The organism is Streptomyces sp. NPDC028711, assembly GCF_055565415.1.
The window spans coordinates 782,616-806,149 of the sequence record NZ_JBVHUJ010000002.1; the positions used below are offsets into that span (position 1 = coordinate 782,616).

Consider the following 23,534-nt stretch of genomic DNA (forward strand, 5'->3'; position numbering starts at 1 on the left):
GCCCGAGCCCCGTCCCGGAATCCTCCCGCAGTACCCGTCGGCCCCGGATCCGCAGCTGTCGATCCGGGGCCGAGGGCTGCCCGGGCCGCCCCGGGGCTTCCGCATTTATGGAACACGTTCTACCGTGGCCGCCGTCACGCGCCGCACCGCACCCCGGGTGGCGCGGGACCGCCGCAGGACCCGCCGTCACGGGAGGCCCCATGCACCTCGAGTACACGCCCGCCCAGAACCGTCTGCGCGCCGAGCTGCGGGCGTACTTCGCCGAGCTGGTCCCCGACGACGTCCACACCCCCCATGGCCTCAAGGGCATGGGAGGTGCCCCCGGCGCGGACCCGGCAGCGCAGAAGCGCTTCTACCGCGAGACCGTGCGCCGACTCGGAGCCGACGGCTGGCTGGGGGTCGGCTGGCCCACCGAGTACGGGGGCCGAGGGCTGACCCCGATGGAGCAGTTCATCTTCTTCGACGAGGCGGCGCAGGCCGGGGCGCCCCTGCCGCTCATGGCCCTGAACACGGTCGGACCGACGATCATGCGGTACGGCACCGACGAGCAGAAGGCGTACTTCCTGCCCCGGATCCTCTCCGGCGAGATCGACTTCGCCATCGGCTACAGCGAGCCCGACGCGGGCACCGACCTCGCGGCCCTGAAGACCCGTGCCGTGCGGGACGGGGACACGTACGTGGTGAACGGCCAGAAGATCTGGACCACGAACGGCGACACCGCCGACTGGGTGTGGCTCGCCGTGCGCACCGACGTCGACGCCCCGCCCCACAAGGGCATCACGATGCTCCTCGTCCCGACGAGCGACCCCGGCTACTCCTGCACGATCATCAACACCCTCGCCTCGCACGACACGACCGCCAGTTACTACGACGACGTCCGGGTCCCGGTCTCCCGCCGGGTCGGCGAGGAGAACAAGGGCTGGCGTCTCATCACCAACCAGCTCAACCACGAACGCGTCACCCTGGCCGCCCACGGCACGATGGCGATTCGCGCGCTCCACGACACGCAGCGCTGGGCCGCCGCCACCCCGCTCACCGACGGCCGCCGCGTCCTCGACCTCCCCTGGGTCCGCCGCTCCCTCGCCCGCACCCACGCCCGGCTCGACGCGATGAAGCTCCTCAACTGGCAGATGGTGAGCGCCGTCCAGCACGGCACCCTCACCCCCCAGGACGCCTCGGCCGTGAAGGTCTACGGCTCCGAGGCCCGCCGCGACGCCTACGCGGCCCTCATGGAGGTCGTCGGCGCGGCGGGCGCCCTCAAGGAGGGCTCGGCGGGCGCCGTCCTCCACGGCGCACTGGAACGCGGCTACCGCTCGGCCGTCATCTTCACCTTCGGCGGCGGCAACAACGAGATCCAGCGCGAGATCATCTCCTGGCTCGGCCTGGGCATGCCCAGGGTCCGCCGGTAGGGGTTGGCCTGATCACGTCAATCCGTTTCGGCCTCAGCCGCCACGGCCGGAGAGCGTCCGTGGTCGTGGGCGTAGGCCGTGAAGACGACCTGAGGGGGTCCTCCCGTGTGGAGGAACCGCTCGTCGAGCACGGTGGCGAGGTCCCGGAGCGCCATGCGCAGCACCGAGGCGGAGAGCCGGACGTCCGGATGGCGTGCCTCCGCGGCCTGGTCCGCGAGACCCGCGGTGTGACCGAGCTGCCCGGGCAGGGACGTGTTCTCGTCCCCGTCGAAGAAGTAGTACGACTCCGCGTACTGCAGGAAGTCGACCGTGATCGTGGAGAGGGCGGAGGCGAGTCCGTCGAGCAGCGCCGCCCCGCCGGCGGAGTCGAGCGCCCCCGCGGTGGCCCGGCTGCGGCGTACGTGGGAGAGGCGCAGGGCGAGTGCCCTGCGGCGGGCGAGGGCCGGATACACGCCGAGGATCCAGGCCACGGTGGCCGACAGGAGCACGAAGCCCACCAGGGCCTCCAGGGGGGCGAGCACCCGCAGCGGCCCCGAGGTCGGTGCGATGTCTCCGAGACCGAGCGTGGCCAGGGTGACGAGCGAGACGTACAGCGCGTCGATCGGACCCGCGTGCTCGGCGGGGGTGAGCTCCGTGGCGTACGTGAAGTCGTCCGGCATGTGCGGCCAGTAGACGAGGGCCCATCCGACGGCCACGGTCAGCGCCCAGACGCCGACGACCGTGATCATGCCGACCGGGCCCGCGAGCCCGGCCGGACGCCACCGCCTCCCGCGGTGGCTCGAGAGCCGCCACACGCTCCGCATCACCAGACCGCTCAGCCCGCCGTGCCGGGTCGGATGCCAGAGCGTGTGGAAGACGTCCCGCAGGATGACCAGCACCAGGAAGGCTCCCGCGAGCACCGGGAGCCAGGTCATCCCCGCACCGTCCGTCCGGCGCCCGTCCGCGCCTCGATCCGGTGGCGGACGACGGTGGTCAGGACCGTCAGCCGGGTCGACGCGCCGGGTACGGGCGCCACCGGGCTCTCGACGCGCCGCGCCTCCTCCGGCAGCGCGGCGAGGTCGGCCTCGAAGCGGGCGCGGGCCGCGGCCAGGGTGTCGGGCGGCTCCACCCGCAGCCCTCCGCGCATCACGGTCCGCAGCAGCGGTTCCGTTCCCTCGGGCGGTTCCTCGTTCGCCAGGCCGACGACGTCCCGCAGGCCGGGACGGCGGAAGACCTGTTTCGGGCCGGGCGCCGTCGCCTTCGCGGGGGAGAGCTTCATGACGGGCCGCCCGTCGTACTCGACGAGCTTGTACGCCGCGTCCAGATACGGGGCGTCGGCGGACGTGCACACCTTCGTTCCCACGGCGTACGCGTCGATCGGCGCGCCCTCCCGTACGAGCCGGTCGATGCCGTACTCGTCGAGGCCTCCGCTCGCGATGATCCGCACGTCCGCGAGGCCCGCCGCGTCGAGGGCCGTACGGGCCCGGCGGGCCAGCGCGCCCAGGTCGCCGCTGTCGAGCCGGATCGCGCACCCCTGCCCGAGCCCCAGGTCCCTGAGGACGCGCGCGGCGACGGTGACGCCGTGATCGGTGTCGTAGGTGTCGACGAGGAGGGTGACCGGACCCGGGTGGGTGCGGGCGAAGGCACGGAACGCCTGCTCCTCGGAGGGGAAGGCCTCGACGTACGCGTGGGTCATCGTGCCGGCGGCCGGAATCCCGTACCGGTTCGCGGCGGCGACGTTGCTGGTGCCCGCGAAGCCGACCAGGGCGCACAGCCGGGCCGTCCGCAGGCCGGCCTCGGGGCCGTGGCTCCGCCGTAGCGAGAAGTCGACGAGGGGTCGTCCGCCGGCGGCGAGCACGCACCGGGCCGCCTTCGAGGCGATCACCGTCTGATGGCAGACGAGGGACAACAGGTACGTCTCCACCAGCTGGGCCTGCGGCAGGGGGGCGGTGACCTCGAGGAGCGGTTCGCCCGCGAGGACGAGACGCCCCTCGGGGACGGCCCTGACCTGCCCGTCGAAGGACAGGCCGTGCAGGGGTTCGAGATCCTCGACGGGCCGCCGGAGGGCCTCGGCGAACGCCTGGAGGTCGGAGCGGCCCACCCGGAAGCGGGAGAGGTAGTCGAGGGCCGGTTCAAGCCCGGCGGCGACGAGGAACCCACGCCCCGGCGGGAGATCGCGGACGAAGAGGCTGAAGGTGGCGGGGGCCCGCATGTCCTCCCGCAGGTACGAGAGCGCCGTCGTGACCTCGTACAGATCGGTGCTGGTCACCTCGGACATGCTTCGAGCATGCACGCCCGACGGGTGCCCCGCACGGGGGCCGTGGGGGTGCGGTGTGTACCGCGTCCGGCTGAGGGTGTCCTGCGATCAGGCCAGGCGTCGCGGGCCGGGCCTGTCGCAAGGGCCCTCTAGCGCCCGGCGTCGATCTCGGCGATGAGTCCCTCGACGAGGGTCCTGATCTCGTCGCGGATGGGGCGGACGGCCTCGACGCCCTGACCGGCCGGGTCCTCCAGGGCCCAGTCCAGGTACTTCTTGCCGGGGAAGACGGGGCAGGCGTCGCCGCAGCCCATGGTGATGACGTAGTCCGAGGCCTGGACCGCCTCGGTGGTCAGCACCTTCGGCTTCCGGGCGGAGATGTCGACCCCGGCCTCGGCCATCGCCTCGACGGCTGCCGGGTTGACCCGGTCGCCCGGGGCCGAGCCGGCGGAGCGGACCTCGACGCGGTCACCGGCCAGGTGGTCCAGGAAGCCGGCCGCCATCTGGGAGCGGCCCGCGTTGTGGACGCAGACGAAGAGCACGGTGGCGAGCGGAGCGGTGGTCATCGGTTCTCCTCTGCTGCCAAGAGGTCAGCCCTGGCTGGTATCAGCGTCACGTGATGTGACAGTATCAGTCCATGATGACGTCAGTCGACGCTGACCTGATGCGGGTTCTCGCGGACCCCCTCAGGCTCCGGATCGTGACCCTGCTCGCCCACGAGACGCTGTGCACCACCCACCTGGTGGAGGAGACCGGCGCCCGGCAGACCAACCTCTCCAACCACCTGCGCCTGCTGCGCGAGGCCGGGGTCGTGGAGACCGAACCCTGCGGCCGCTTCACCTACTACCGGCTGAAGCCGGACGTCATCGAGCAGCTCGCCGGTCAGTTCGCCGTCCTGGCCGCCACCGCCCGTACCGCCGCCGAGAACAAGAGGGCCTGTCCGTGACCCCCACCGCTCCCGCGACGACCGAGGAGCCCTCGGTCGTCGCGAAGCTGTCGACGCTCGATCGCTTCCTCGCCGTCTGGATCCTCCTGGCCATGGGCCTCGGGCTGGGGCTCGGTAGGCTGATCCCCGGGCTGAACGACGCGCTCGCCAAGGTCGAGATCGGCGGCATCTCGCTCCCGATCGCCGTCGGCCTGCTGATCATGATGTACCCGGTCCTGGCCAAGGTCCGGTACGACAGGCTGGAAGCCGTCACCGGCGACCGCAGGCTGATGGTCTCCTCGCTCGTCGTCAACTGGATCCTCGGCCCGGCGCTCATGTTCGCCCTCGCCTGGATCTTCCTGCCCGACCTGCCCGAGTACCGCACCGGCCTGATCATCGTCGGCCTCGCCCGCTGCATCGCCATGGTCATCATCTGGAACGACCTCGCCTGCGGCGACCGCGAGGCCGCGGCCGTCCTGGTGGCGCTGAACTCGGTCTTCCAGGTCATCGCCTTCGGCCTGCTCGGCTGGTTCTACCTCGACCTCCTGCCCGGCTGGCTGGGCCTCGGCGACGGCGAGACGCTCGACATCTCGATGGGGAAGATCGCGCTCAACGTCGTCATCTTCCTCGGCGTCCCGCTGCTCGCCGGCTTCCTGACCCGCCGCATCGGCGAGAAGAAGCTGGGCCGGGAGACGTACGAGACGACGTTCCTGCCGAAGATCGGCCCGTGGGCGCTGTACGGACTGCTGTTCACGATCGTCATCCTCTTCGCGCTGCAGGGAAAGACGATCACCTCTCAGCCGCTTGACGTCGCGCGGATCGCGCTGCCGCTCCTCGTGTACTTCGCGGTGATGTGGTTCGGCACCTTCGCCCTCGGCAAGGCCATCGGCCTGAACTACGACCGGACCGCCACCCTCGCCTTCACGGCCGCCGGCAACAACTTCGAGCTGGCCATCGCCGTCGCCATCGCCACCTTCGGCGTCACCAGCGGCCAGGCCCTCTCCGGCGTCGTCGGCCCCCTCATCGAGGTCCCCGTCCTGGTCGCGCTCGTGTACGTGTCGCTGGCCTGGCGCCGGAGGTTCGCGCCGGCCGAGCGGTAGGCGGGCGGCGCCCGCGCGGTACCCGTTCCGTCAACCGACGAGCGGGCTGCGGCGTTCGACGAGGACGGTGTCCCGCCAGCGGCCGTGGTGGCGGCCGATGCGCTCACGCGTGCCGATGACCCGGAACCCCGCGCGCGCGTGGACGGCGAGACTGGCGGTGTTCTCCGGGAAGATGCCGGACTGGATGGTCCAGATCCCGGCCGCCTCGGTCGAATCGACCAGTGCCTTCAGGAGGACGGAGGCGACGCCCCGCCCGCGTGCGTCGGGGTGGACGTACACCGAGTGCTCGACCACGCCGACGTACGCGCACCGGTCGGAGACCCTGGTCGCGGCGACCCAGCCGAGTACCCGGCCGGTCTCGTCGACGGCCGCGAAGCGGTGCTCGGGCAGCTTGACCGCGTCGAATTCCGCCCAGGTGGGAGCGGTGGTCTCGAAGGTGGCGTTGCCCTCGTCGATCCCGGCCTGGTAGATCGCGATCACTTCGTCGGCGTGGGCGTCGGTGAGCGGCATCACCAGGGCGGACGCCGTCACGCGGTGGCCGCCTTGGTGAGGAGGGTTCCCATGGCGGCCAGCACGGCGGGCTCGACGCGGTAGTAGACCCAGGTGCCGCGCCGCTCGGAGGAGAGCAGTCCGGCCTCCTTGAGCTTCTTCAGGTGGTGGGAGACGGTCGGCTGGGAGACGCCGACGTCGGAGATGTCGCAGACGCACGCCTCTCCGCCCTCGTGCGAGGCGACGGCGGAGAAGAGCCGCAGCCGGACCGGATCGCCCAGAGCCTTGAACATGAGGGCGGTCCGTTCGGCCTCCTCCGCCGTCAGGGGTCGCTCGTTCAGCGGCGGACAGCAGGGCTCGACGACGGGCTCCAGGAGCGGCAGCGCCTTCACGTTCGACATCCATCTATGTTGACACATGTCGAACCAGCCCCCAAGTGGCTCTCTGTTTTCTCAACTTAGATGAATGTCTATGTTGACGCGCGTCTAATCAGATGCGAGGCTGAGGGCTCAAGAGATCGACGAACGTCGAATCAAAAGGGGATCCCCGTGAACGTCACCACCGCCGACCAGCTGCCCGTCGTGGTCGTCGGGGCCGGTCCCACCGGCCTGGCCGCCGCCGCACACCTCGTCGACCGCGGCCTTGAGCCGCTGGTCCTGGAAGCCGGCCCCGTCGTCGCCGCGGCCGTCCGGGAGTGGTCCCACGTGCGGCTCTTCTCCGCCTGGGCCGAGGTCACCGACCCGGTCGCCGAGAAGCTGCTCGCACCGACCGGCTGGGTGAGGCCCGCCGCGGGCACCTACCCGACCGGAGGGGAGTGGGCGGCCGACTACCTCCAGCCGCTCGCGGACGTCCTCGGCGACCGGGTCCGCCTCGGCGCGCGGGTCACCGGCGTCTCCCGTGCCGGCCGCGACCGGATCGTCGACGCCGACCGTGAGCAGCAGCCCTTCACCGTTCACATCCGGTACGGCGACGGGCGTGAGGAGCGGGTCCTCGCCCGCGCCGTCATCGACGCCTCCGGTACGTGGGCGACGCCCGGCCCGGCCGGCGGCGACGGCCTGCCCGCCCTCGGCGAACGCGCGGCGGCCGACCGGATCTCGTACCGCGTCCCCGACCTCAAGGACCCCGCCGTGCGGGCCCGTTACGCGGGCCGGCGCACCGCCGTCATCGGCTCAGGGGCCTCCGCCTTCACCGCGCTCACCTCGCTCGCCGGCGTCGCCACGGCCGAGGACGGGGCCGGCACGCACGCCTTCTGGATCCTGCGCCGTGGCGTCTCCGGCTCCACGTTCGGCGGCGGTGCCGCCGACCAGCTGCCCGCCCGCGGCGCGCTCGGGCTCGCCGCGAGGGCCGCGGTCGACGAGGGGTACGCGGACGCCGTCACCGGATTCCGTACGGACGCGATCGAGCGCGACGGCGAGCGCCTCGTCCTGGTCTCCGAGGACGGGCGCCGGCTCGACCCGGTCGACGAGGTCATCGTCCTGACCGGCTTCCGCCCCGACCTGACGTTCCTCGACGAACTCCGCCTTGGCCTCGACGAGCGGCTCCAGGCCCCGGTCGTGCTGGCGCCGCTCATCGACCCGAACCAGCACTCCTGCGGCACCGTCTACCCCCACGGCGTCAAGGAACTGTCCCACCCCGAGCAGGACGTGTATCTGGTCGGCATGAAGGCCTACGGCCGTGCGCCGTCCTTCCTGGCGCTCACCGGCTACGAGCAGGTCCGCTCCGTCGTCGCCGCCCTCGCGGGCGACCGCGAGTCGGCGGAACGCGTCGAGCTCGTACTCCCCGAGACCGGGGTCTGCGGCGGCGCGGGCCTCTTCGACGAGCCCGGCGACGACACGGGGACGGACGCGGGGACGGACGCGGGGACCGGCGCCGCGACCAACGGCTCCGGTGGCGGCTGCTGCGCGGCCCCCGCCACCCTCACGATCGGCGTCGGCGCGCCCGCCGCGACCGGCGGCTGCTGACCCCGCGAGGACCGGAACCCGATCCCGACAGCCGTGAACCGGGGGCGAGTTGAACGCTCCGCCCCCGGTCCCCTCCGGCGCGTTCGGGCGTAGCCTGAGCGCCATGACGCAGGACGCCGACCCCGGGCTCTTCGGTCCCCGTTCCGTGACCTGGCAGCTGCACAGCGACCCGGTCATGTGGCTCGCGGGCGTCCGCGCCCTCTGGCTCCAGGCGCTGCACCCCGTCGCCGTGCGCGGCGTCATGATCAACAGCGGTTTCCGTGAGGGCCCCTGGGGCCGGCTCATGCGGACCGCGAACTTCGTCGGGACCCTGAGCTACGGGACGGCCGGGGCAGCCGAGGCGGCCGGTGCCCGCGTCCGCCGGATCCACCGGCTGCTCGGCGTGGACGACCCCGAGCTGCTCCTCTGGGTGCACTGCGCCGAGACCGACTCGTACCTCTCGGTCGCACGGCGCTCCGGCCTCCCGCTCACCGACGCCCTGGCCGACCGCTACGTCGACGAGCACCGCACCTCCGCCCGCCTCGTCGGGCTCGACCCGGCCGCCGTCCCGGGAACCACCGCCGAACTCGCCGCCTACTTCGACGCCGTACGCCCCCGGCTCGCCGCGGGACCGGACGCCCGCACCGTCGAGGACTTCCTCCGCAGACCGCCGGTGAAACCCGCCCTCGTACCGGCGCGCGAAGCGATCTGGCGGCGCGTCACGGCGCTGGCGTACGACACTCTGCCCCCCTACGCCCACGCGCTCTACGGCCGCCCCGCCCCACCGCCGGAGACCGTCACCCACCGGCTCGTCGCCACCGCCAACCTCCTCCGCTGCGTCCCCGCCCACCTGCGGTGGAGGCTCCCGCCCCGGCACATCCTCCGCGCGATGGACCGGCTCGGCCCGGAGACGCGACCCGACCCTTACGCGTACCCCACCCCGTACCCACTGTCCGAACCGGCGGCCATACTGGAGAAGCCGGGGAAGGCGCGGGAGATCGACGGGGGCGGCAGCACACGATGGGGGAACCAAGACTGATCCAGGGCCGGTACCGCCTGCACGAGGTCATCGGCCGCGGCGGTATGGGCGAGGTGTGGCGCGCCACCGACGAGGCGCTCGGGCGCGGGGTCGCCGTGAAGTGCCTCAAGCCGCTCGGACCGCAGCAGGACCCGCAGGTCCTCACGATCATCCGCGAGCGGTTCCGGCGCGAGGCCCGGGTCGCCGCCGCGCTCCAGCACCGGGGCATCACCGTCGTGCACGACTTCGGCGAGTACGACGGCGTGCTCTTCCTCGTCATGGAGCTCCTGGAGGGCCGCAACCTCAGCCAGCTCCTCGCGGCCAACGCCCAGCACCCGCTGCCCGTCCAGGACGTCGTCGAGATCGCCGACCAGGTCGCCGACGCCCTCGCGTACACCCACGGCCACGGGATCGTGCACCGCGACCTGAAACCCGCCAACATCATGAGGCTGCGGGACGGGACGGTGAAGATCTGCGACTTCGGAATAGCGCGCCTCGGCGCCGACATGGGCTTCACCTCCCGCCTCACCGGCACCGGCATCGCCATGGGCACCCCCCACTACATGTCCCCGGAGCAGATCGGCGGCGGCGAGATCGACCACCGCAGCGACCTCTACTCGCTGGGGTGCGTGCTGTACGAACTGGCCACCGGCGCCCCGCCGTTCGACCTCGGCGACTCCTGGGCGATCCTCATCGGACACCGGGACACGGCGCCGCGCCCGCCGCGCGCGCACCGCGCCGAGCTGCCCGACTACTTCGACCGGATCGTCCTCGACCTGCTCGCCAAGGTGCCCGAGGAGCGGCCGGCCGACGCGGGCGACCTGCGCCGCCGGATCGTCTCGGGGCGTGTGGGGCCGTCCCTCGCCGTGACCGCCCCGGTTCCCGTGCCCGCGCCACCGGCCGTCGCGCCCCCCGCGCCCGCGTGGCTCCTGGGCATCACCGGCGGGCACCGGCCGGCCGACGCCGGCCCGGCGCCGCGGCCCGTCGCCCACGACCCCGCCGCCGCCGTGCTCACCACCGAGTGGACGACCGCGGGCCCCGCCCCGGACCCCTCCGCCCCCGCGTCCGCGCCCGCCGCTCCCTCGGCGGAGCTCGTCGCCGTGCTCGCCGGCCGGTACCGGGCCGGGATGGGCCTCGGCCGCCTCGGCCGCTGGGGCGAGGCGGAGTCCGTGCACCGGTCCGTCGCCGAGCACCGCGCCGCGGCCCTCGGCGAGGACCACCCCGACACCCTGGCCAGCCACTACGAGGTCGGCTTCGCCCTCGCCCGGCTCGACCGCCCCGCCGACGCCCTCCGCGTCTTCGAGCGGGTCGCCGCCACCCGCGCCCGCGTCCTCGGCGAGGACCACCCCGACACCCTGGCGGCCCGGCAGGAGCGGGCGTACGCGCTGGGGCGCCTCGGACGGCACCCCGAGGCGTACGAGGTGTACGTCGGCGTCCTCGCGGCACGCGAGCGCACCGTCGGCCCCGACCACCCCGACACCCTGCGCTGCCGGCACAACCTGGCGTTCACCCTCGGCCGCCTCGGCCGCCTGGAGGAGTCGTACCGTACGGCGCGGGAGGTCGCCGAGGCACGGGCCCGGCTGCTCGGCGAGGACCACCCCGACACCCTCGTGACCCGGCACGAGGTGGCGTTCACCCTCGGGCGCCTCGGCCGGGGAGAGGAGTCGCTCGCCCAGTACCGCGCGGTCGCCGAGGCACGCGCCGCCGCGCTCGGCCCCGACCACCCCGACACCCTCGCCGCCCGCTACGAGACCGGGGTCTGTCTCGGCCGGCTCGGCCAGGCCGCGGACGCCCTGGAGGTCTGCCGCGACCTCGTCGCCGCCCGCACCCGCGCCCAGGGTGCCGACGGCCCCGAGACCCTGCGCGCCCGCCATGCCCTCGCCGTCAACCTCGGCCGGCTCGGCCGCTGGCAGGAGGCGCTCGCCGAGTCCGAGAGCGTCCACGCCGACCGGGAGCGGGTCCTCGGTCCGGACCACCCGGACACCCTCCTCAGCGGCCGCGAGACCGCCGTCGCCCTCGGACGGCTCGGCCGCTGGGCAGAGGCCCTCGAAGCGCACCGCGCGACCGCCGCGGCCCGCACCCGGCTCCTGGGCCCCGCCCACCCGGACACCCTCGCGGCCCTGGACGACGAGGCCCACTGCCTGGAGCGCCTGGGCCGCCACGCGGAAGCAGCGGCCCTCCTGTTGAGAGCGGCCAACCCGCCGTCGCACTGAGACGCACCGGCACGGGGCGACCGCCCCTGACGCGCGGTCATCCGGTCGACCCACTGACCGGGCCCCGCAGTCGGCTGCCGGCCTTCGGCCGTGTCTTGACGGCAGTCCGCCCGGGGCCGGCAGCGACCCCCGGGCCCGCAGCGACCCCCGGGCCTGCGGCCCTCCCTCGGCCCTCTTCCTCCGCCGTCGCCCCCATGTGAGCATGAGCCATGACCCTCCCCGCCCCGCTGCCCGGCGCCCCGGTCCCCGCCCGTTCCTACGACGCCGTCGTCGTCGGAGGCGGTCACAACGGTCTGGTCGCCGCCGCCTATCTGGCCCGTGCCGGACGTTCCGTTCTCGTTCTCGAGCGGCTCGGCGCCACCGGTGGCGCCGCCGTGTCCACCCGGCCCTTCGCCGGGGTCGACGCGCGGCTCTCCCGGTACTCGTACCTGGTCTCGCTGCTCCCCGAGAAGATCGTGCGCGAGCTCGGCCTGCGCTTCGCCGTGCGGAAACGGTCCGTCTCCTCGTACACCCCGAAGGGCGACGGGGGCCTCCTCGTCGGCGGCGGCCCCGACCGCACCCGCGCCTCCTTCGCCGCGCTCACCGGCTCCGACCGCGAGTACGACGCCTGGCAGGCCTTCTACGCCCGCACCGGCCGGGCCGCCCGCCTCATCTTCCCCACCCTCACCGAGCCCCTTCCGACCCGCGCCGAGCTCCGCGCCCGCGTGGACGACGCCGACACCTGGCGGATGCTCTTCGAGGAGCCCCTCGGCGTCACCGTCGAGCGGACCTTCACCGACGACCTCGTCCGCGGTGTCGTGCTCACCGACGCCCTCATCGGCACCTTCGCCGACGCCCACGATCCGACGCTCCTCCAGAACCGCTGCTTCCTCTACCACGTCATCGGCGGCGGCACCGGCGACTGGGACGTGCCCGTCGGCGGCATGGGCGCGCTCACCGACGCCCTCGCCGCGGCGGCCCGCGCCGCCGGCGCCCACATCCTCACCGGCCACGAGGTCACCCGGATCGAGACCGACGGGCAGCGCGCCACGCTCACCTACCGCACCGCCGACGCCGAGGGCACCGTCGAGGCGGGCCACGTCCTCGTCAACGCCTCGCCCCACGCCCTCGCCGCCCTCCTCGGCGAGACGCCCCCGCCCTCCCCCGAAGGCGCCCAGCTCAAGGTGAACATGCTGCTCACCCGGCTGCCGAAGCTCCGCGACCGCTCCGTCGACCCGCACGAGGCCTTCGCCGGCACCTTCCACATCGCCGAGGGGTACGAGCAGCTCGCCACCGCCCACGCCGAGGCCGCCGCCGGCCGGCTCCCCTCCGCACCGCCCTCCGAGATCTACTGCCACTCCCTCACCGACCCGACGATCCTGGGCCGCGAACTCGCCGCCACGGGCCACCAGACGCTCACCCTCTTCGGGCTCCACACCCCCGCCCGGCTGTTCGCCGAGGACAACGAGGGCACCAGGGCCGCGCTCCTCGCGGCGACCCTCGACCAGCTCGACGCCCACCTGGACGAGCCGATCAGGGACTGCCTCGCCCTCGACGCGGACGGCCGCCCCTGCGTCGAGGCGAAGACCCCGCTCGACCTCGAACGCGAACTGCGCCTGCCCGGCGGCCACATCTTCCACCGCGACCTCTCCTTCCCGTACGCGGAGGACGGCGGCCGCTGGGGCGTCGAGACCCGGCACGCCAACGTGCTGCTGTGCGGGGCGGGCGCGATCCGGGGCGGGGGAGTGAGCGGCATCCCGGGCCACAACGCGGCTATGGCGGCCCTCGGCCGGTGACCACAGGCGCCTTCGGACGAGGCCGCTCCGTTCGGCCGTGTCGACCGCGCCCCGCCCCCGCCCGTGGTGTGAAGCTGACCTGCGAGCGCGCTTAAGAAATCCTCGATGGACCGCGAGCGCTCCGTACGGAAGATTCTCCTCCAGGGATCTTGGGCGCGCAGCCGTGCCCGCACCCCCACATCACAGGACACGCACGTCGGGAGCCGTTGCATTGAAGGCGCTGGTCAAGCTGAAGGCGGAGCCGGGACTCTGGCTCACGGACGTGCCCGAGCCGGAGACCGGCCCCGGAGACGTACTGATCAAGGTCAAGCGGACCGGTATCTGCGGGACCGACCTGCACATCCGCTCCTGGGACGGCTGGGCGCGGAAGACGATCGCCACGCCGCTGACGATCGGCCACGAGTTCGTCGGCGAGGTCGTCTCCGTCGGCCGTGACGTCGCCGACATCGCCGTCGGCGACCTGGTCAGCGGCGAGGGCCACCTCGTCTGCGGCAAGTGCCGCAACTGTCTGGCCGGGCGCCGTCACCTCTGCCGCGCCACCGTCGGCCTCGGCGTCGGCCGGGACGGAGCCTTCGCCGAGTACGTGGCGCTGCCCGCCTCCAACGTGTGGGTGCACCGCGTCGCCGTGGACCTCGACGTCGCCGCGATCTTCGACCCCTTCGGCAACGCCGTGCACACGGCGCTCTCCTTCCCGCTCGTCGGCGAGGACGTCCTCGTCACCGGCGCGGGCCCGATCGGCATCATGGCCGCCGCGGTCGCCAAGCACGCCGGCGCCCGCAACGTCATGATCACCGACGTCAGCGAGGAGCGCCTCGCCCTCGCGCGGAAGGCCGGCGTCACCCTCGCCCTCAACGTCGCCGAGCAGACCATCGCCGACGGCCAGCGCACCCTCGGGCTCAAGGAGGGCTTCGACGTCGGCCTGGAGATGTCCGGCAACGCGCACGCGATGCGGGACATGGTCGCCAACATGACCAACGGCGGCAGGATCGCCATGCTGGGCCTGCCCAGCGAGGACTTCGCCGTCGACTGGGCGAAGATCGTCACCTCCATGATCACCGTCAAGGGCATCTACGGCCGCGAGATGTTCGAGACCTGGTACGCGATGTCGGTGCTCCTCGAGGGCGGCCTCGACCTCGCCCCCGTCATCACCGGGCGTTACGCGTACACCGACTTCGAGGCCGCCTTCGACGACGCGGCCTCCGGCAAGAGCGGCAAGATCATCCTCGACTGGACTGCGGGAGCCTGACCCATGTTCGATTCTGTACGCGACGACATCCGCGCCACCCTCGACGAGATCCGGCAGGCCGGGCTCCACAAGCCCGAGCGGGTCATCGGCACCCCCCAGTCGGCCACCGTCGCCGTCACCGCGGGAGGCCGTCCCGGCGAGGTGCTCAACTTCTGCGCCAACAACTACCTGGGCCTCGCCGACCACCCCGAGGTGATCGCCGCCGCCCACGAGGCGCTCGACCGCTGGGGCTACGGCATGGCGTCCGTCCGCTTCATCTGCGGCACGCAGGAGGTGCACAAGGAGCTGGAGGCGCGCCTCTCCTCCTTCCTCGGCCAGGAGGACACGATCCTCTACTCCTCCTGCTTCGACGCCAACGGCGGAGTCTTCGAGACGGTCCTCGGCCCCGAGGACGCCGTCATCTCCGACGCCCTCAACCACGCCTCGATCATCGACGGCATCCGCCTCTCCAAGGCCCGCCGCTTCCGCTACGCCAACCGCGACATGGCCGACCTGGAGCAGCAGCTCAAGGAGGCCACGGAGGGCGGCGCCCGGCGCAAGCTGATCGTCACCGACGGCGTGTTCTCCATGGACGGTTACGTCGCCCCGCTCGACGAGATCTGCGACCTTGCCGAGCAGTACGACGCCATGGTCATGGTCGACGACTCGCACGCCGTCGGCTTCGTCGGCCCCGGCGGCCGCGGCACCCCCGAGCTGCACGGCGTCATGGACCGCGTCGACATCATCACCGGCACCCTCGGCAAGGCCCTCGGCGGCGCCTCCGGCGGCTACGTCGCCGCCCGCGCCGAGATCGTCGCCCTGCTGCGTCAGCGCTCCCGCCCGTACCTCTTCTCGAACACCCTCGCCCCGGTGATCGCCGCCGCCTCCCTCAAGGTCCTCGACCTCCTGGAGTCCGCCGGCGACCTCCGCGAGCGGCTGCGCGCCAACACGGAGCTGTTCCGCACCCGTATGACGGCGGAGGGCTTCGACATCCTCCCCGGCGACCACGCCATCGCCCCCGTCATGATCGGCGACGCGTCCGAGGCGGGCCGCATGGCCGAGCTGCTCCTGGAGCGCGGCGTGTACGTGATCGGCTTCTCGTACCCGGTCGTCCCGCAGGGCCAGGCACGGATCCGCGTGCAGCTCTCCGCCGCCCACTCCACGGACGACGTGAACCGGGCCGTCGACGCCTTCGTCGAGGCCCGCGCCGCCCTGCGCGGCTGAGGCGGGGGTCCGGTCCTGCGAGACTAGGGACATGATCGAAGCGCGGCGGTTGCACATCCTCCGTGCGGTGGCCGACCACCGCACGGTCACGGCGGCGGCCGCCGCGCTCTATCTCACTCCCTCCGCCGTCTCCCAGCAGCTCGCCGCCCTGGAGCAGGAGACCGGCCACCGGCTGGTGGACCGCAACGCCCGCGGCGCCCGTCTCACCCCGGCCGGCGAGATCCTGCTCAACCACGCCAACGCCGTCCTCGCCCAGTTGGAGCGCGCCGAGTCCGAACTCGCCGCCTACAGCTCCGGCGAGGCCGGTACGGTCACGGTCGCCGCCTTCGCCACCGGCATCGGGCTCGTGGTGGCCCCCGCCCTCAGGGCCCTGGCCCGCACCGCGCCCGGCATCCGGGTCCGGGTGCGGGACGCCGAGGGAGACGAGAGCCTGCTCATGGTCCTCGACCGGCAGGTCGACGTGGCCGTCGCGGTCGAGTACCGGGGCGCTCCCGGCGAGGACGACGCCCGCCTCACCCGTGTCCCGCTGTACGCGGAGCCCTTCGACGCGGTCCTGCCGCCGGGCCACCCGCTCGCGCACCAGGAACGGGTCGCGCTCGCCGACCTCGCCAAGGACACCTGGATCGGCCAGTCCACCGGCAACCCCTGCCATGACGTGACCGTCCTCGCCTGTGAGTACGCGGGGTTCGCGTTGCGTCTCGAGCACTCGTCCGACGACTTCCGCGCCGTCGTCGCCCTCGCGGCGGCGGCCGCGGGCGTGGCGCTCGTGCCGCGTTCGGCCCTGCGCGGCATGGAGCTCTCGGGCGTGGAGGTCCGCCCGATCGACGGCGTCGCCCCGACGCGCAGGGTCTTCGCCGCCGTCAGGCGCGGGGCGGAGGAGCACCCCCTGATCAGCCCCGTACTGACCGCCCTGCGCACGGCGTCGGAAACCGGCGCCTGAGAGCAGCACGCCGACGGCCGCACCCCCGGCCCCCGGCCGACGGGCGGTGCGTCCGTCGGCCGAGGGGGTCGCTCCGTCTACCAGATGGTGGTGAAGCCGAGGCGGAGCTTCTCCTTGTCGGTCGCCACGGCGAGGGAACCGGACTTCACCGCGGCCGCTTCGGTCTCGGTCAGCGCCGTCCCGAAGAGTCGTACGTCGTCCAGGGTGCCGCGGAAGAGCTGCGCGACCCCGGCCGGCTGGTTCGGGAAGTCCGGCCGGGCACCGATGTGGATGTTGAACTCGGCGCCGGGGGTGAGGTTCCGTTCCGCCGCCGAGGCTCCCGCCGGCATGGTCGCGGTGGCCGGAGCGGCCCCGTCCACCGCGAGGCTGAGGGTGAGGCCCTGGCGGATGAACACGACGTGGTGCCACGCCCCGTCGTTGTACGAGGACGGGAGCGTCACCTCGGTGGAGCCGATGTCCGTGCCGACGGTGGCGCGCAGGACGTCGCCCGCGCCGGGTTCGGCCCGGACCGAGAAGTGCCGGCCCTTCTTCAAGGGGTCGGTGCCCGGCATCCCGTACGCCCACACGATCGGCAACGTGCCGGTGGTGGCCGAGTGCCGGAACCAGGCCGTGACGGTGAAGTCCCTGTCGTCGACCCGCAGGGACGGCGAGCAGACGAGGCGCAGGTAGTCGTCCTGGCCGTCGAACTCCATGGCCATGCCGTCGAGACGCGTTCCGAGCCGGGCCCCGCCGTGGATGACGGCGTGGTTGCCGGCCTCGCCGGAAGGCCGTTCGCGGGTGTCGGCCGTGCGCGGGCGGCGCAGCTCGGTCGTGGCGGCGTCCATGTCCTGCTCGGTGAAGGCCGTGAAGACGACGTTGCCGTGCGGGATGTTCCCGGCCGTCTCGTACAGGACGCCGATGGAGCCGTTCGCCAGGACCGTCAGATCGGAGTACCCGGTGCGGGCGGCCGAGACCAGGGTGCCGACGGTCTCCCAGGTCTTCCCCTCGTCGTACGAGGAGCGGATGGCCAGTTCGCGCCGGTCCTCCAGCGGGCTGGGGCCCAGCCGGGAGGCACCCGAGTACAGCAGCCGGTCGGGCTTCTCGTCCTGGTCCCCGGCGTGCAGCCGCAGCAGTGACCCGAACACCGGGGAGGTGTCCAGGTTGCTCACCGGGGTGAACGGGGCCGCGAAGGAGCCGCCGCCGTCGGTGCTGACGGTCTTCAGCCGGTGCTCGTTGGTCAGGCAGCGGGTGGGCTCGGAGTTGCGGGCGTTGACGTAGACGTCACCGTCGACGGTCTGGGCGACCGTCAACTCGCCCGGGTAGGCACCCGACTTGGGTGCCTCCGAGCCGGCGCCGAGCTTCCAGGTGAGGCCGCCGTCGTCGCTGAGGTACAGCTGGCCACCGGCGGTCGTGTCGCCGCCGGCCGTGTGGTCGCCAGGGACGATCAGTCGGCCGTGGTGCGGTCCGCGGCTGAGCTGGATGCCGTGCCCCGGGCCGGTGGAGACCCAGCCCCAGCCGGTGGCCTTGAGCTGCGGCTGCGGCACGCTCGGGGACCAGGTCACGCCGCCGTCCATGCTGTGGACGGCGTGAACGGTGCGGGGGAAGCCGCTGCGCTTGGGGGCGGCCGCGTCACGGTTCCAGTCGCTGCTGGAGTACAGCAGGGTGATCCGCCCGGTGACGGCGTCGACGACCGGCGCGGGGTTGCCGTGCGCGAGCTGGTCGGAGCCGCCGACGACGACCTGGAGGGGCTGCCAGGTCGCACCTCCGTCGAGGGACCTCTTGAGTACGAGATCGTTGTCGCCGACGTCGTGGCAGCCGGTCGTGGTCAGCCGGGTGCGGCCCTCGGCGAAGGCGAGGAGGACCCCCTTCGTGCTGGTGACGAGGGCGGGGATGCGCGTGCAGTAGTAGTTCTCCCGCGCCTTGAACGGCGTGTTGGAGACCTGGGTGGTGAGCGACGCCGTCGAGGACGTCGAGGACGTCGAGGCGGTCGCCGACGCGGACGCGCGCGACGGCGGCGTGACCGCGAGGACGACCGCGGCCAGGACGGCGAGGGAGAGCGCGCACAGCCATGCGGACAGTGCGAAGCGGCGCGCGTCCGGTGGACGGCGCTCGGACAGGGGCAGCATGAAGGGACACCTCGTGGAGAAGGCGACGGGGAAGGACGGTGGCGCGGCTGGGCCTCGAAGCGGTCGTGCCGTTCGTCGGCGGGCCGGTGGCGGCGGCCCCCGCGGGCTGGAAGAGCACCGCTGACGGGCGACACGACAGACGCTCGCCCACGCGTTCGTCTCATCCCCCCGGTGAGATCTTCCCGCCAGGGACGGTACCTCATGTGATCACATGTGCGCGGTCCGCACCGGTGGTCGGCGGCGTGTTCGGTCGGCCGGCCGCTCAGTCGGCCGATCTGCTCCAGCCGTTCGCCTCGATCCGCGTCCTGTCCGCCGGACGCGCCTCGTCGAACACCACGCGCCCCGCCCGGTCGAGAAGCCGCAGTCCGTCCACGTACACGCCCCGCCCCACGTACCGCCGGTCCGTGGTGTACCGCCAGCGCAGGAGCACGTCCCCGGGCACCGGTGCGGACACGGCGTGCCAGACGCGGCCGGACCAGCCGCTGACCGCGCCCGTCGGGTGCGCGGTGTGCCCGTCGGTGGTGAAGGACACCGGTTGCCAGGTCGTGCCGCCGTCGGCCGAGGACTCCAGGGCGGCCACGTCGGCGCCCGGCTCGGTGTCCCACCACAGTGCGCACTCCAGGCCCGCGGCGCCCGCCACAAGAGGGAGCGTCAGCGTGACGGTCGTGCCGCTCTCCATGCCGGAGAACCATGGGGGTGCCCCCTGCTCGAGCGCAGCCGAGAGCTTGGGGGATGTACGGCCCCGGGCCGGCCGGACGGGTACGGCCCTGGCCAGCTGGTTCGCGGTGGCGACACGAGGCGCGGAGCCGGAGCGCCAGCTGCGCACCGGGTGCACGGAGTTGCCGAGGACGATCAGGAACGCGTCGGTCGTCGGGTCGAGGACGAGGCTGGTGCCGGTGAAGCCGGTGTGTCCGGCCGTCCGGGGCGTGGCCATGGCGCCCATGTACCAGTGCTGGTAGAGCTCGAAGCCGAGCCCGTGCTCGTCGCCGGGGAAGGCGGTGTTGAAGTCGGTGAACATCAGCTCCACCGAGGCGGGGGCGAGGATGCGGGCCCGGCCGTACGCCCCGCCGTTGAGGAGGGTCCGGGCGAGGATCGCGAGGTCCCAGGCACGGGAGAAGATCCCGGCATGGCCGGCGACCCCGCCCATGCTGTGGGCGTTCTCGTCGTGGACCTCGCCCCACACCATGCCCCGGTCCAGGCCGGACCACGGCGGCCGGGCGTCCTCGGTGGCGGCGATGTCCGGCCGCCAGGAGAGCGGGGGATTGAAACGAGTGCGGTGCATCCCGAGCGGAGCGGTGATCTCGTCGTGGAGCAGGATGTCCAGACCGCGACCGGTGATCTCCTCCAGGATCAGCTGGAGCGCGATCAGGTTCAGATCGGAGTAGAGGTACGCGGACCCCGGCGGGTTCGCGAGCGTCTCCGCCCAGAGCAGCCGCAGCTTCCCCTCCCGCGTCGGCTCCCGGTACAGCGGGATCCAGGACCGGAACCCGGAGGTGTGGGTGAGCAGCTGACGGACCGTGACGTCCTGCTTCCCGCCCCCGCCGAACCCCGGCAGATACGCGGTGACTCTGCCCTCCAGGTCAAGGGTCCCGCGCTCGATCTGCTGCACCGCCAGGATCGAGGTGAAGAGCTTGGAGACCGACGCCAGGTCGAAGACGGTTTCCTCGGTCATGGGAATCCGCCGCTCCGGCGGCAGTTCGATCCCGGTGTCCGTCTTCTCGTCGTACGCCGCGTACCGCACGGCCGAGCCGATCGCCCGGTGCAGGGCCACGGTCCCGCCGCGCCCGGCGAGCAGCACGGCCCCCGCGTACCAGGGGTGGGCGGGGGAGGGGGCGAGGAAGCTCTCGGCCTCCGTGACCAGCCGGTCCAGGGGCGCGGAGAGCAGCCCGGCCCGCTCGGGCGAGCCGCGCCGCAGCGTGGTCCGCCGGGCCGCGGCCCCGCTCCCGGACCCGGCGCCGCCTCCACCGGCGGCCCCGCCCCCGGACCCGGCGCCGCCCCCGCCTCGGGCCCCCGGATCCGGCGAGGCCGCCGCCCCCGGCACCGTACCGATCATCACCGCACCTCCGAGGGCCAGTAGCCCGCCACCGAACGCGCGGCGGCTCAGCCCGCCCGGACCTCTCGTCCCGTCCTCTGTCATGCCCACCCTCTCCCACCGGGAGCCGCGGCGAAACGTCGACGTGCCGTTCCCCCGCGCCGCAAAGAATCTGACGGAGCATCAGAAAAGCTCTTCCCTCCGGCACGCCGCTGCGGCATCCTGCCGCCCATGAAGACGGAGCTGAGTCGCACCCTGGGGATCGAGCACGCCATCTTCGGCTTCACGCCCTTCCCCGCGGTGGCCGCCGCACTCACCAGAGCCGGCGGGTTCGGCGTCCTCGGGGCGGTCCGCTACACCGCCCCCGACGACCTCGCCCGCGACCTCGACTGGATGCAGGAGCACACGGAAGGCCTGCCGTACGGCCTCGACGTCGTGATGCCCGCCAAGAAGGTCGAAGGGGTCAGCGAGGCCGAGGTCGAGGCGATGATCCCGGAGGAGCACCGGGCGTTCGTCCGGGCGACCCTCGCCAAGCACGGCGTGCCCGAACTCGCGGAGGGCGAGGCCTCCGGCTGGCGCATCACCGGCTGGATGGAACAGGTCGCCCGCAACCAGCTCGACGTGGCCTTCGACTACCCGATCAGACTCCTCGCCAACGCCCTCGGATCGCCGCCCCCCGACGTCGTCGCCCGCGCCCACGACCACGGCGTCCTCGTCGCCGCCCTCGCCGGCAGCGCCCGCCACGCCCGCCACCACGCCGAGGCCGGCATCGACGTCGTCGTCGCCCAGGGGTACGAGGCGGGCGGCCACACCGGCGAGATCGCCTCCATGGTCCTCACCCCCGAGGTCGTCGACGCGGTGTCCCCGCTGCCCGTGCTCGCCGCCGGCGGCATCGGCAGCGGCGAACAGATCGCCGCCGGACTCGCCCTCGGCGCCCAGGGCGTCTGGCTCGGCTCGATCTGGCTCACCACCACCGAGGCCGACCTGCACTCCCGCGCCCTCACGGCCAAGCTCCTCGCCGCCGGTTCCGGGGACACGGTCCGCTCCCGCGCCCTGACCGGCAAGCCCGCGCGGCAGCTCCGTACCGAGTGGACCGACGCCTGGGACGACCCGTCGGGGCCCGGCACGCTCCCCATGCCGCTCCAGGGACTCCTCGTCGCCGAGGCCGTCTCCCGCATTCAGAAGTACGAGGTCGACCCGCTCCTCGGCACCCCCGTCGGGCAGATCGTCGGCCGGATGAACTCCGAGCGCAGCGTCAAGCAGGTCGTCGACGAGCTCACGCGGGGCTTCGAGAAGGCCGTCGACCGCATCAACCGCATCGCCGGACGGAGCACACAGTGACGCAGAGTCCCGCGGGCTTCTGGGCCCAGGCCGCCGCCGACCCCGGCCGTACCGTCCTGGTCGCGCCCGACGGCGAGGAGTGGACCGCCGGCCGGCTGCACACCGAGGCCAACCGTCTCGTCCACGGCCTGCGCGCCGCCGGCCTCGAACGCGGCGACGCCTTCGCCGTCGTCCTCCCCAACGGCCCCGAGTTCTTCGCCGCCCATCTCGCCGCCACCCAGGCCGGGTTCTACCTCGTCCCCGTCAACCACCACTTCGTCGGCCCCGAGATCGCCTGGCTCGTCGCCGACTCCGGTGCCAAGGTCCTCCTCGCCCACGAGAGGTTCGCCGAGGCGGTGACCCCCGCCGCCGACGAGGCCGGTCTCGCCGCCACCCACCGGTACGCCGTCGGTACGGTGCCCGGCTTCCGCCCGTACGCCGAACTGCTCGAAGGGCAGGACGGGTCACCGCCCGCCGACCGCACCCTCGGCTGGGTCATGAACTACACCTCCGGCACCACGGGACGGCCCCGCGGCATCCGCCGCCCGCTCCCCGGAAAGCTCCCCGAGGAGACCCATCTCGGCGGCTTCCTCGGCATCTTCGGCATCCGGCCCGGCGACGGAAACGTGCACCTCGTCTGCTCGCCGCTCTACCACACGGCCGTGCTCCAGTTCGCCGCCGCGGCCCTGCACATCGGACACCCCCTCGTCCTCATGGACCGGTGGACGCCCGAGGAGATGCTCCGCCTGATCGACCGGTACGCCTGCACCCACACCCATATGGTCCCGACCCAGTTCCACCGGCTCCTCTCCCTCCCTCCGGAGGTACGCGAGCGGTACGACGTCTCCTCGATGCGCCACGCCATCCACGGCGCCGCCCCCTGCCCCGAGCACGTCAAGCGGGCGATGATCGACTGGTGGGGCCGCTGCGTCGAGGAGTACTACGCCGCCAGCGAGGGCGGCGGCGCCTTCGCGACCGCCGAGGAGTGGCTGAAGAGGCCCGGCACGGTCGGCAGGGCCTGGCCCATCAGCGAAATCGCCGTCTTCGACGACGACGGCGCCCGGCTGCCGCCCGGCGAACTCGGCACCGTCTACCTCAAGATGAACACCGGCGGCTTCCAGTACCACAGGGACGAGGCGAAGACCGCGAAGAACCGCATCGGCGACTTCTTCACCGTCGGCGACCTCGGCCTCCTCGACGAGGACGGCTATCTCTTCCTCCGCGACCGCAAGATCGACATGATCATCTCCGGCGGGGTCAACATCTACCCGGCCGAGATCGAGGCCGCGCTGCTCGCCCACCCCGCCGTCGCGGACGCCGCCGCCTTCGGGATCCCCCACGCCGACTGGGGCGAGGAGGTCAAGGCCGTCGTCGAGGCGGCCGAGGGACACGAGCCGGGACCGGAGCTCGCCACCGAGATCCTGTCCCACTGCGCGGACCGCCTCGCCGGCTTCAAACGCCCGAAGTCGGTCGACTTCGTCCCCACCATGCCCCGCGACCCCAACGGCAAGCTCTACAAACGCCGCCTCCGGGACCCGTACTGGGAGGGCAGAGCGCGTCCGGTCTAGGGTGCCCGGACGAAAGGG

At 73.1% G+C, this 23,534-nt stretch carries 19 protein-coding genes; 12 read left to right on the forward strand and 7 right to left on the reverse strand.

Translation table 11 applies throughout. The features are described 5' to 3' along the window. The first annotated feature begins 200 nt into the window (after positions 1-200). On the forward strand, positions 201-1,409 hold the full coding sequence (locus tag ACZ4VK_RS09285) for an acyl-CoA dehydrogenase family protein (RefSeq protein WP_468350137.1): 1,209 nt from the start codon (positions 201-203) through the stop codon (positions 1,407-1,409). Positions 1,410-1,426: 17 nt separating this feature from the next. Here the strand turns inward: ACZ4VK_RS09285 and ACZ4VK_RS09290 are convergent, their stop codons facing one another. From ACZ4VK_RS09290 to ACZ4VK_RS09300, 3 genes are all read right to left on the reverse strand, one after another. Further along, positions 1,427-2,323, reverse strand: coding sequence for a potassium channel family protein (locus ACZ4VK_RS09290; RefSeq protein WP_468350138.1), 897 nt, complete (start codon positions 2,321-2,323; stop codon positions 1,427-1,429). Further along, positions 2,320-3,666 (reverse strand): nicotinate phosphoribosyltransferase, encoded by a 1,347-nt coding sequence (locus ACZ4VK_RS09295; RefSeq protein WP_468350140.1) that lies wholly within the window; start codon positions 3,664-3,666, stop codon positions 2,320-2,322. The genes ACZ4VK_RS09290 and ACZ4VK_RS09295 overlap by 4 nt, the downstream gene beginning before the upstream one ends. A gap of 128 nt (positions 3,667-3,794) precedes the next feature. Continuing rightward, the gene (locus ACZ4VK_RS09300) at positions 3,795-4,208 is read right to left on the reverse strand and encodes an arsenate reductase ArsC (RefSeq protein ID WP_468350142.1); all 414 of its coding nucleotides are present in this window, start codon (positions 4,206-4,208) and stop codon (positions 3,795-3,797) included. A gap of 71 nt (positions 4,209-4,279) precedes the next feature. Between ACZ4VK_RS09300 and ACZ4VK_RS09305 the strand changes: the two genes are divergently transcribed. Further along, the gene (locus ACZ4VK_RS09305) at positions 4,280-4,588 is read left to right on the forward strand and encodes an ArsR/SmtB family transcription factor (protein ID WP_468350144.1); all 309 of its coding nucleotides are present in this window, start codon (positions 4,280-4,282) and stop codon (positions 4,586-4,588) included. Beyond that, positions 4,585-5,667, forward strand: a complete 1,083-nt coding sequence (arsB, locus tag ACZ4VK_RS09310; RefSeq protein ID WP_468350146.1) for an ACR3 family arsenite efflux transporter — start codon at positions 4,585-4,587, stop codon at positions 5,665-5,667. Before ACZ4VK_RS09305 ends, arsB begins: the two co-directional genes overlap by 4 nt. Before the next feature lie 30 nt (positions 5,668-5,697). Here the strand turns inward: arsB and ACZ4VK_RS09315 are convergent, their stop codons facing one another. Then, entirely contained in the window at positions 5,698-6,177 is a 480-nt protein-coding gene (locus tag ACZ4VK_RS09315; protein ID WP_468350810.1) for a GNAT family N-acetyltransferase, read from the reverse strand. Positions 6,178-6,194: 17 nt separating this feature from the next. Then, positions 6,195-6,557 (reverse strand): ArsR/SmtB family transcription factor, encoded by a 363-nt coding sequence (locus ACZ4VK_RS09320; protein WP_468350148.1) that lies wholly within the window; start codon positions 6,555-6,557, stop codon positions 6,195-6,197. A gap of 147 nt (positions 6,558-6,704) precedes the next feature. Here ACZ4VK_RS09320 and ACZ4VK_RS09325 point away from each other — a divergent pair, with 147 nt between their 5' ends. From ACZ4VK_RS09325 to ACZ4VK_RS09355, 7 genes are all read left to right on the forward strand, one after another. Then, positions 6,705-8,117: an NAD(P)-binding domain-containing protein gene (locus tag ACZ4VK_RS09325; protein ID WP_468350150.1), complete on the forward strand. Its 1,413-nt coding sequence runs from the start codon at positions 6,705-6,707 to the stop codon at positions 8,115-8,117. Positions 8,118-8,220: 103 nt separating this feature from the next. Beyond that, positions 8,221-9,135, forward strand: coding sequence for an oxygenase MpaB family protein (locus tag ACZ4VK_RS09330; RefSeq protein WP_468350152.1), 915 nt, complete (start codon positions 8,221-8,223; stop codon positions 9,133-9,135). Further along, positions 9,117-11,327: a serine/threonine-protein kinase gene (locus tag ACZ4VK_RS09335; protein ID WP_468350153.1), complete on the forward strand. Its 2,211-nt coding sequence runs from the start codon at positions 9,117-9,119 to the stop codon at positions 11,325-11,327. Before ACZ4VK_RS09330 ends, ACZ4VK_RS09335 begins: the two co-directional genes overlap by 19 nt. Positions 11,328-11,536: 209 nt before the next feature. Then, entirely contained in the window at positions 11,537-13,102 is a 1,566-nt protein-coding gene (locus ACZ4VK_RS09340; protein ID WP_468350154.1) for a phytoene desaturase family protein, read from the forward strand. Between the two features lie 211 nt (positions 13,103-13,313). Then, positions 13,314-14,348, forward strand: a complete 1,035-nt coding sequence (gene tdh / locus ACZ4VK_RS09345) for an L-threonine 3-dehydrogenase (protein WP_468350155.1) — start codon at positions 13,314-13,316, stop codon at positions 14,346-14,348. A gap of 3 nt (positions 14,349-14,351) precedes the next feature. Further along, positions 14,352-15,551, forward strand: coding sequence for a glycine C-acetyltransferase (locus ACZ4VK_RS09350; RefSeq protein WP_468350157.1), 1,200 nt, complete (start codon positions 14,352-14,354; stop codon positions 15,549-15,551). A gap of 31 nt (positions 15,552-15,582) precedes the next feature. Beyond that, positions 15,583-16,491, forward strand: coding sequence for a LysR family transcriptional regulator (locus ACZ4VK_RS09355; protein WP_468350159.1), 909 nt, complete (start codon positions 15,583-15,585; stop codon positions 16,489-16,491). Positions 16,492-16,568: 77 nt separating this feature from the next. Here the strand turns inward: ACZ4VK_RS09355 and ACZ4VK_RS09360 are convergent, their stop codons facing one another. Beyond that, positions 16,569-18,596 carry an exo-alpha-sialidase gene (locus tag ACZ4VK_RS09360; protein WP_468350161.1) on the reverse strand — a complete coding sequence of 676 codons (2,028 nt, stop codon included), beginning with the start codon at positions 18,594-18,596 and terminating at the stop codon, positions 16,569-16,571. 262 nt (positions 18,597-18,858) lie between these two features. Continuing rightward, the gene (locus ACZ4VK_RS09365) at positions 18,859-20,733 is read right to left on the reverse strand and encodes a serine hydrolase domain-containing protein (protein WP_468350162.1); all 1,875 of its coding nucleotides are present in this window, start codon (positions 20,731-20,733) and stop codon (positions 18,859-18,861) included. A 126-nt stretch (positions 20,734-20,859) separates the two neighbouring features. Between ACZ4VK_RS09365 and ACZ4VK_RS09370 the strand changes: the two genes are divergently transcribed. Then, positions 20,860-21,969, forward strand: a complete 1,110-nt coding sequence (locus ACZ4VK_RS09370) for an NAD(P)H-dependent flavin oxidoreductase (RefSeq protein WP_468350164.1) — start codon at positions 20,860-20,862, stop codon at positions 21,967-21,969. Beyond that, a complete protein-coding gene (locus tag ACZ4VK_RS09375; RefSeq protein WP_468350166.1) occupies positions 21,966-23,516 on the forward strand; it encodes an acyl-CoA synthetase in 1,551 nt (516 codons plus the stop codon). Before ACZ4VK_RS09370 ends, ACZ4VK_RS09375 begins: the two co-directional genes overlap by 4 nt. Positions 23,517-23,534 lie beyond the last annotated feature (18 nt).

Coding starts and splice junctions, on each gene's coding strand:
- ACZ4VK_RS09285 (WP_468350137.1), top strand. CDS start 201: ATGCACCTCGAGTACACGCCCGCCCAGAACCGTCTGCGCGCCGAGCTG.
- ACZ4VK_RS09300 (WP_468350142.1), bottom strand. CDS start 4,208: ATGACCACCGCTCCGCTCGCCACCGTGCTCTTCGTCTGCGTCCACAAC.
- ACZ4VK_RS09360 (WP_468350161.1), bottom strand. CDS start 18,596: ATGCTGCCCCTGTCCGAGCGCCGTCCACCGGACGCGCGCCGCTTCGCA.
- ACZ4VK_RS09295 (WP_468350140.1), bottom strand. CDS start 3,666: ATGTCCGAGGTGACCAGCACCGATCTGTACGAGGTCACGACGGCGCTC.
- ACZ4VK_RS09335 (WP_468350153.1), top strand. CDS start 9,117: ATGGGGGAACCAAGACTGATCCAGGGCCGGTACCGCCTGCACGAGGTC.
- ACZ4VK_RS09350 (WP_468350157.1), top strand. CDS start 14,352: ATGTTCGATTCTGTACGCGACGACATCCGCGCCACCCTCGACGAGATC.
- ACZ4VK_RS09340 (WP_468350154.1), top strand. CDS start 11,537: ATGACCCTCCCCGCCCCGCTGCCCGGCGCCCCGGTCCCCGCCCGTTCC.
- ACZ4VK_RS09370 (WP_468350164.1), top strand. CDS start 20,860: ATGAAGACGGAGCTGAGTCGCACCCTGGGGATCGAGCACGCCATCTTC.
- ACZ4VK_RS09290 (WP_468350138.1), bottom strand. CDS start 2,323: ATGACCTGGCTCCCGGTGCTCGCGGGAGCCTTCCTGGTGCTGGTCATC.
- ACZ4VK_RS09365 (WP_468350162.1), bottom strand. CDS start 20,733: ATGACAGAGGACGGGACGAGAGGTCCGGGCGGGCTGAGCCGCCGCGCG.
- ACZ4VK_RS09320 (WP_468350148.1), bottom strand. CDS start 6,557: ATGTCGAACGTGAAGGCGCTGCCGCTCCTGGAGCCCGTCGTCGAGCCC.
- ACZ4VK_RS09355 (WP_468350159.1), top strand. CDS start 15,583: ATGATCGAAGCGCGGCGGTTGCACATCCTCCGTGCGGTGGCCGACCAC.
- ACZ4VK_RS09330 (WP_468350152.1), top strand. CDS start 8,221: ATGACGCAGGACGCCGACCCCGGGCTCTTCGGTCCCCGTTCCGTGACC.
- ACZ4VK_RS09305 (WP_468350144.1), top strand. CDS start 4,280: ATGATGACGTCAGTCGACGCTGACCTGATGCGGGTTCTCGCGGACCCC.
- ACZ4VK_RS09315 (WP_468350810.1), bottom strand. CDS start 6,177: ATGCCGCTCACCGACGCCCACGCCGACGAAGTGATCGCGATCTACCAG.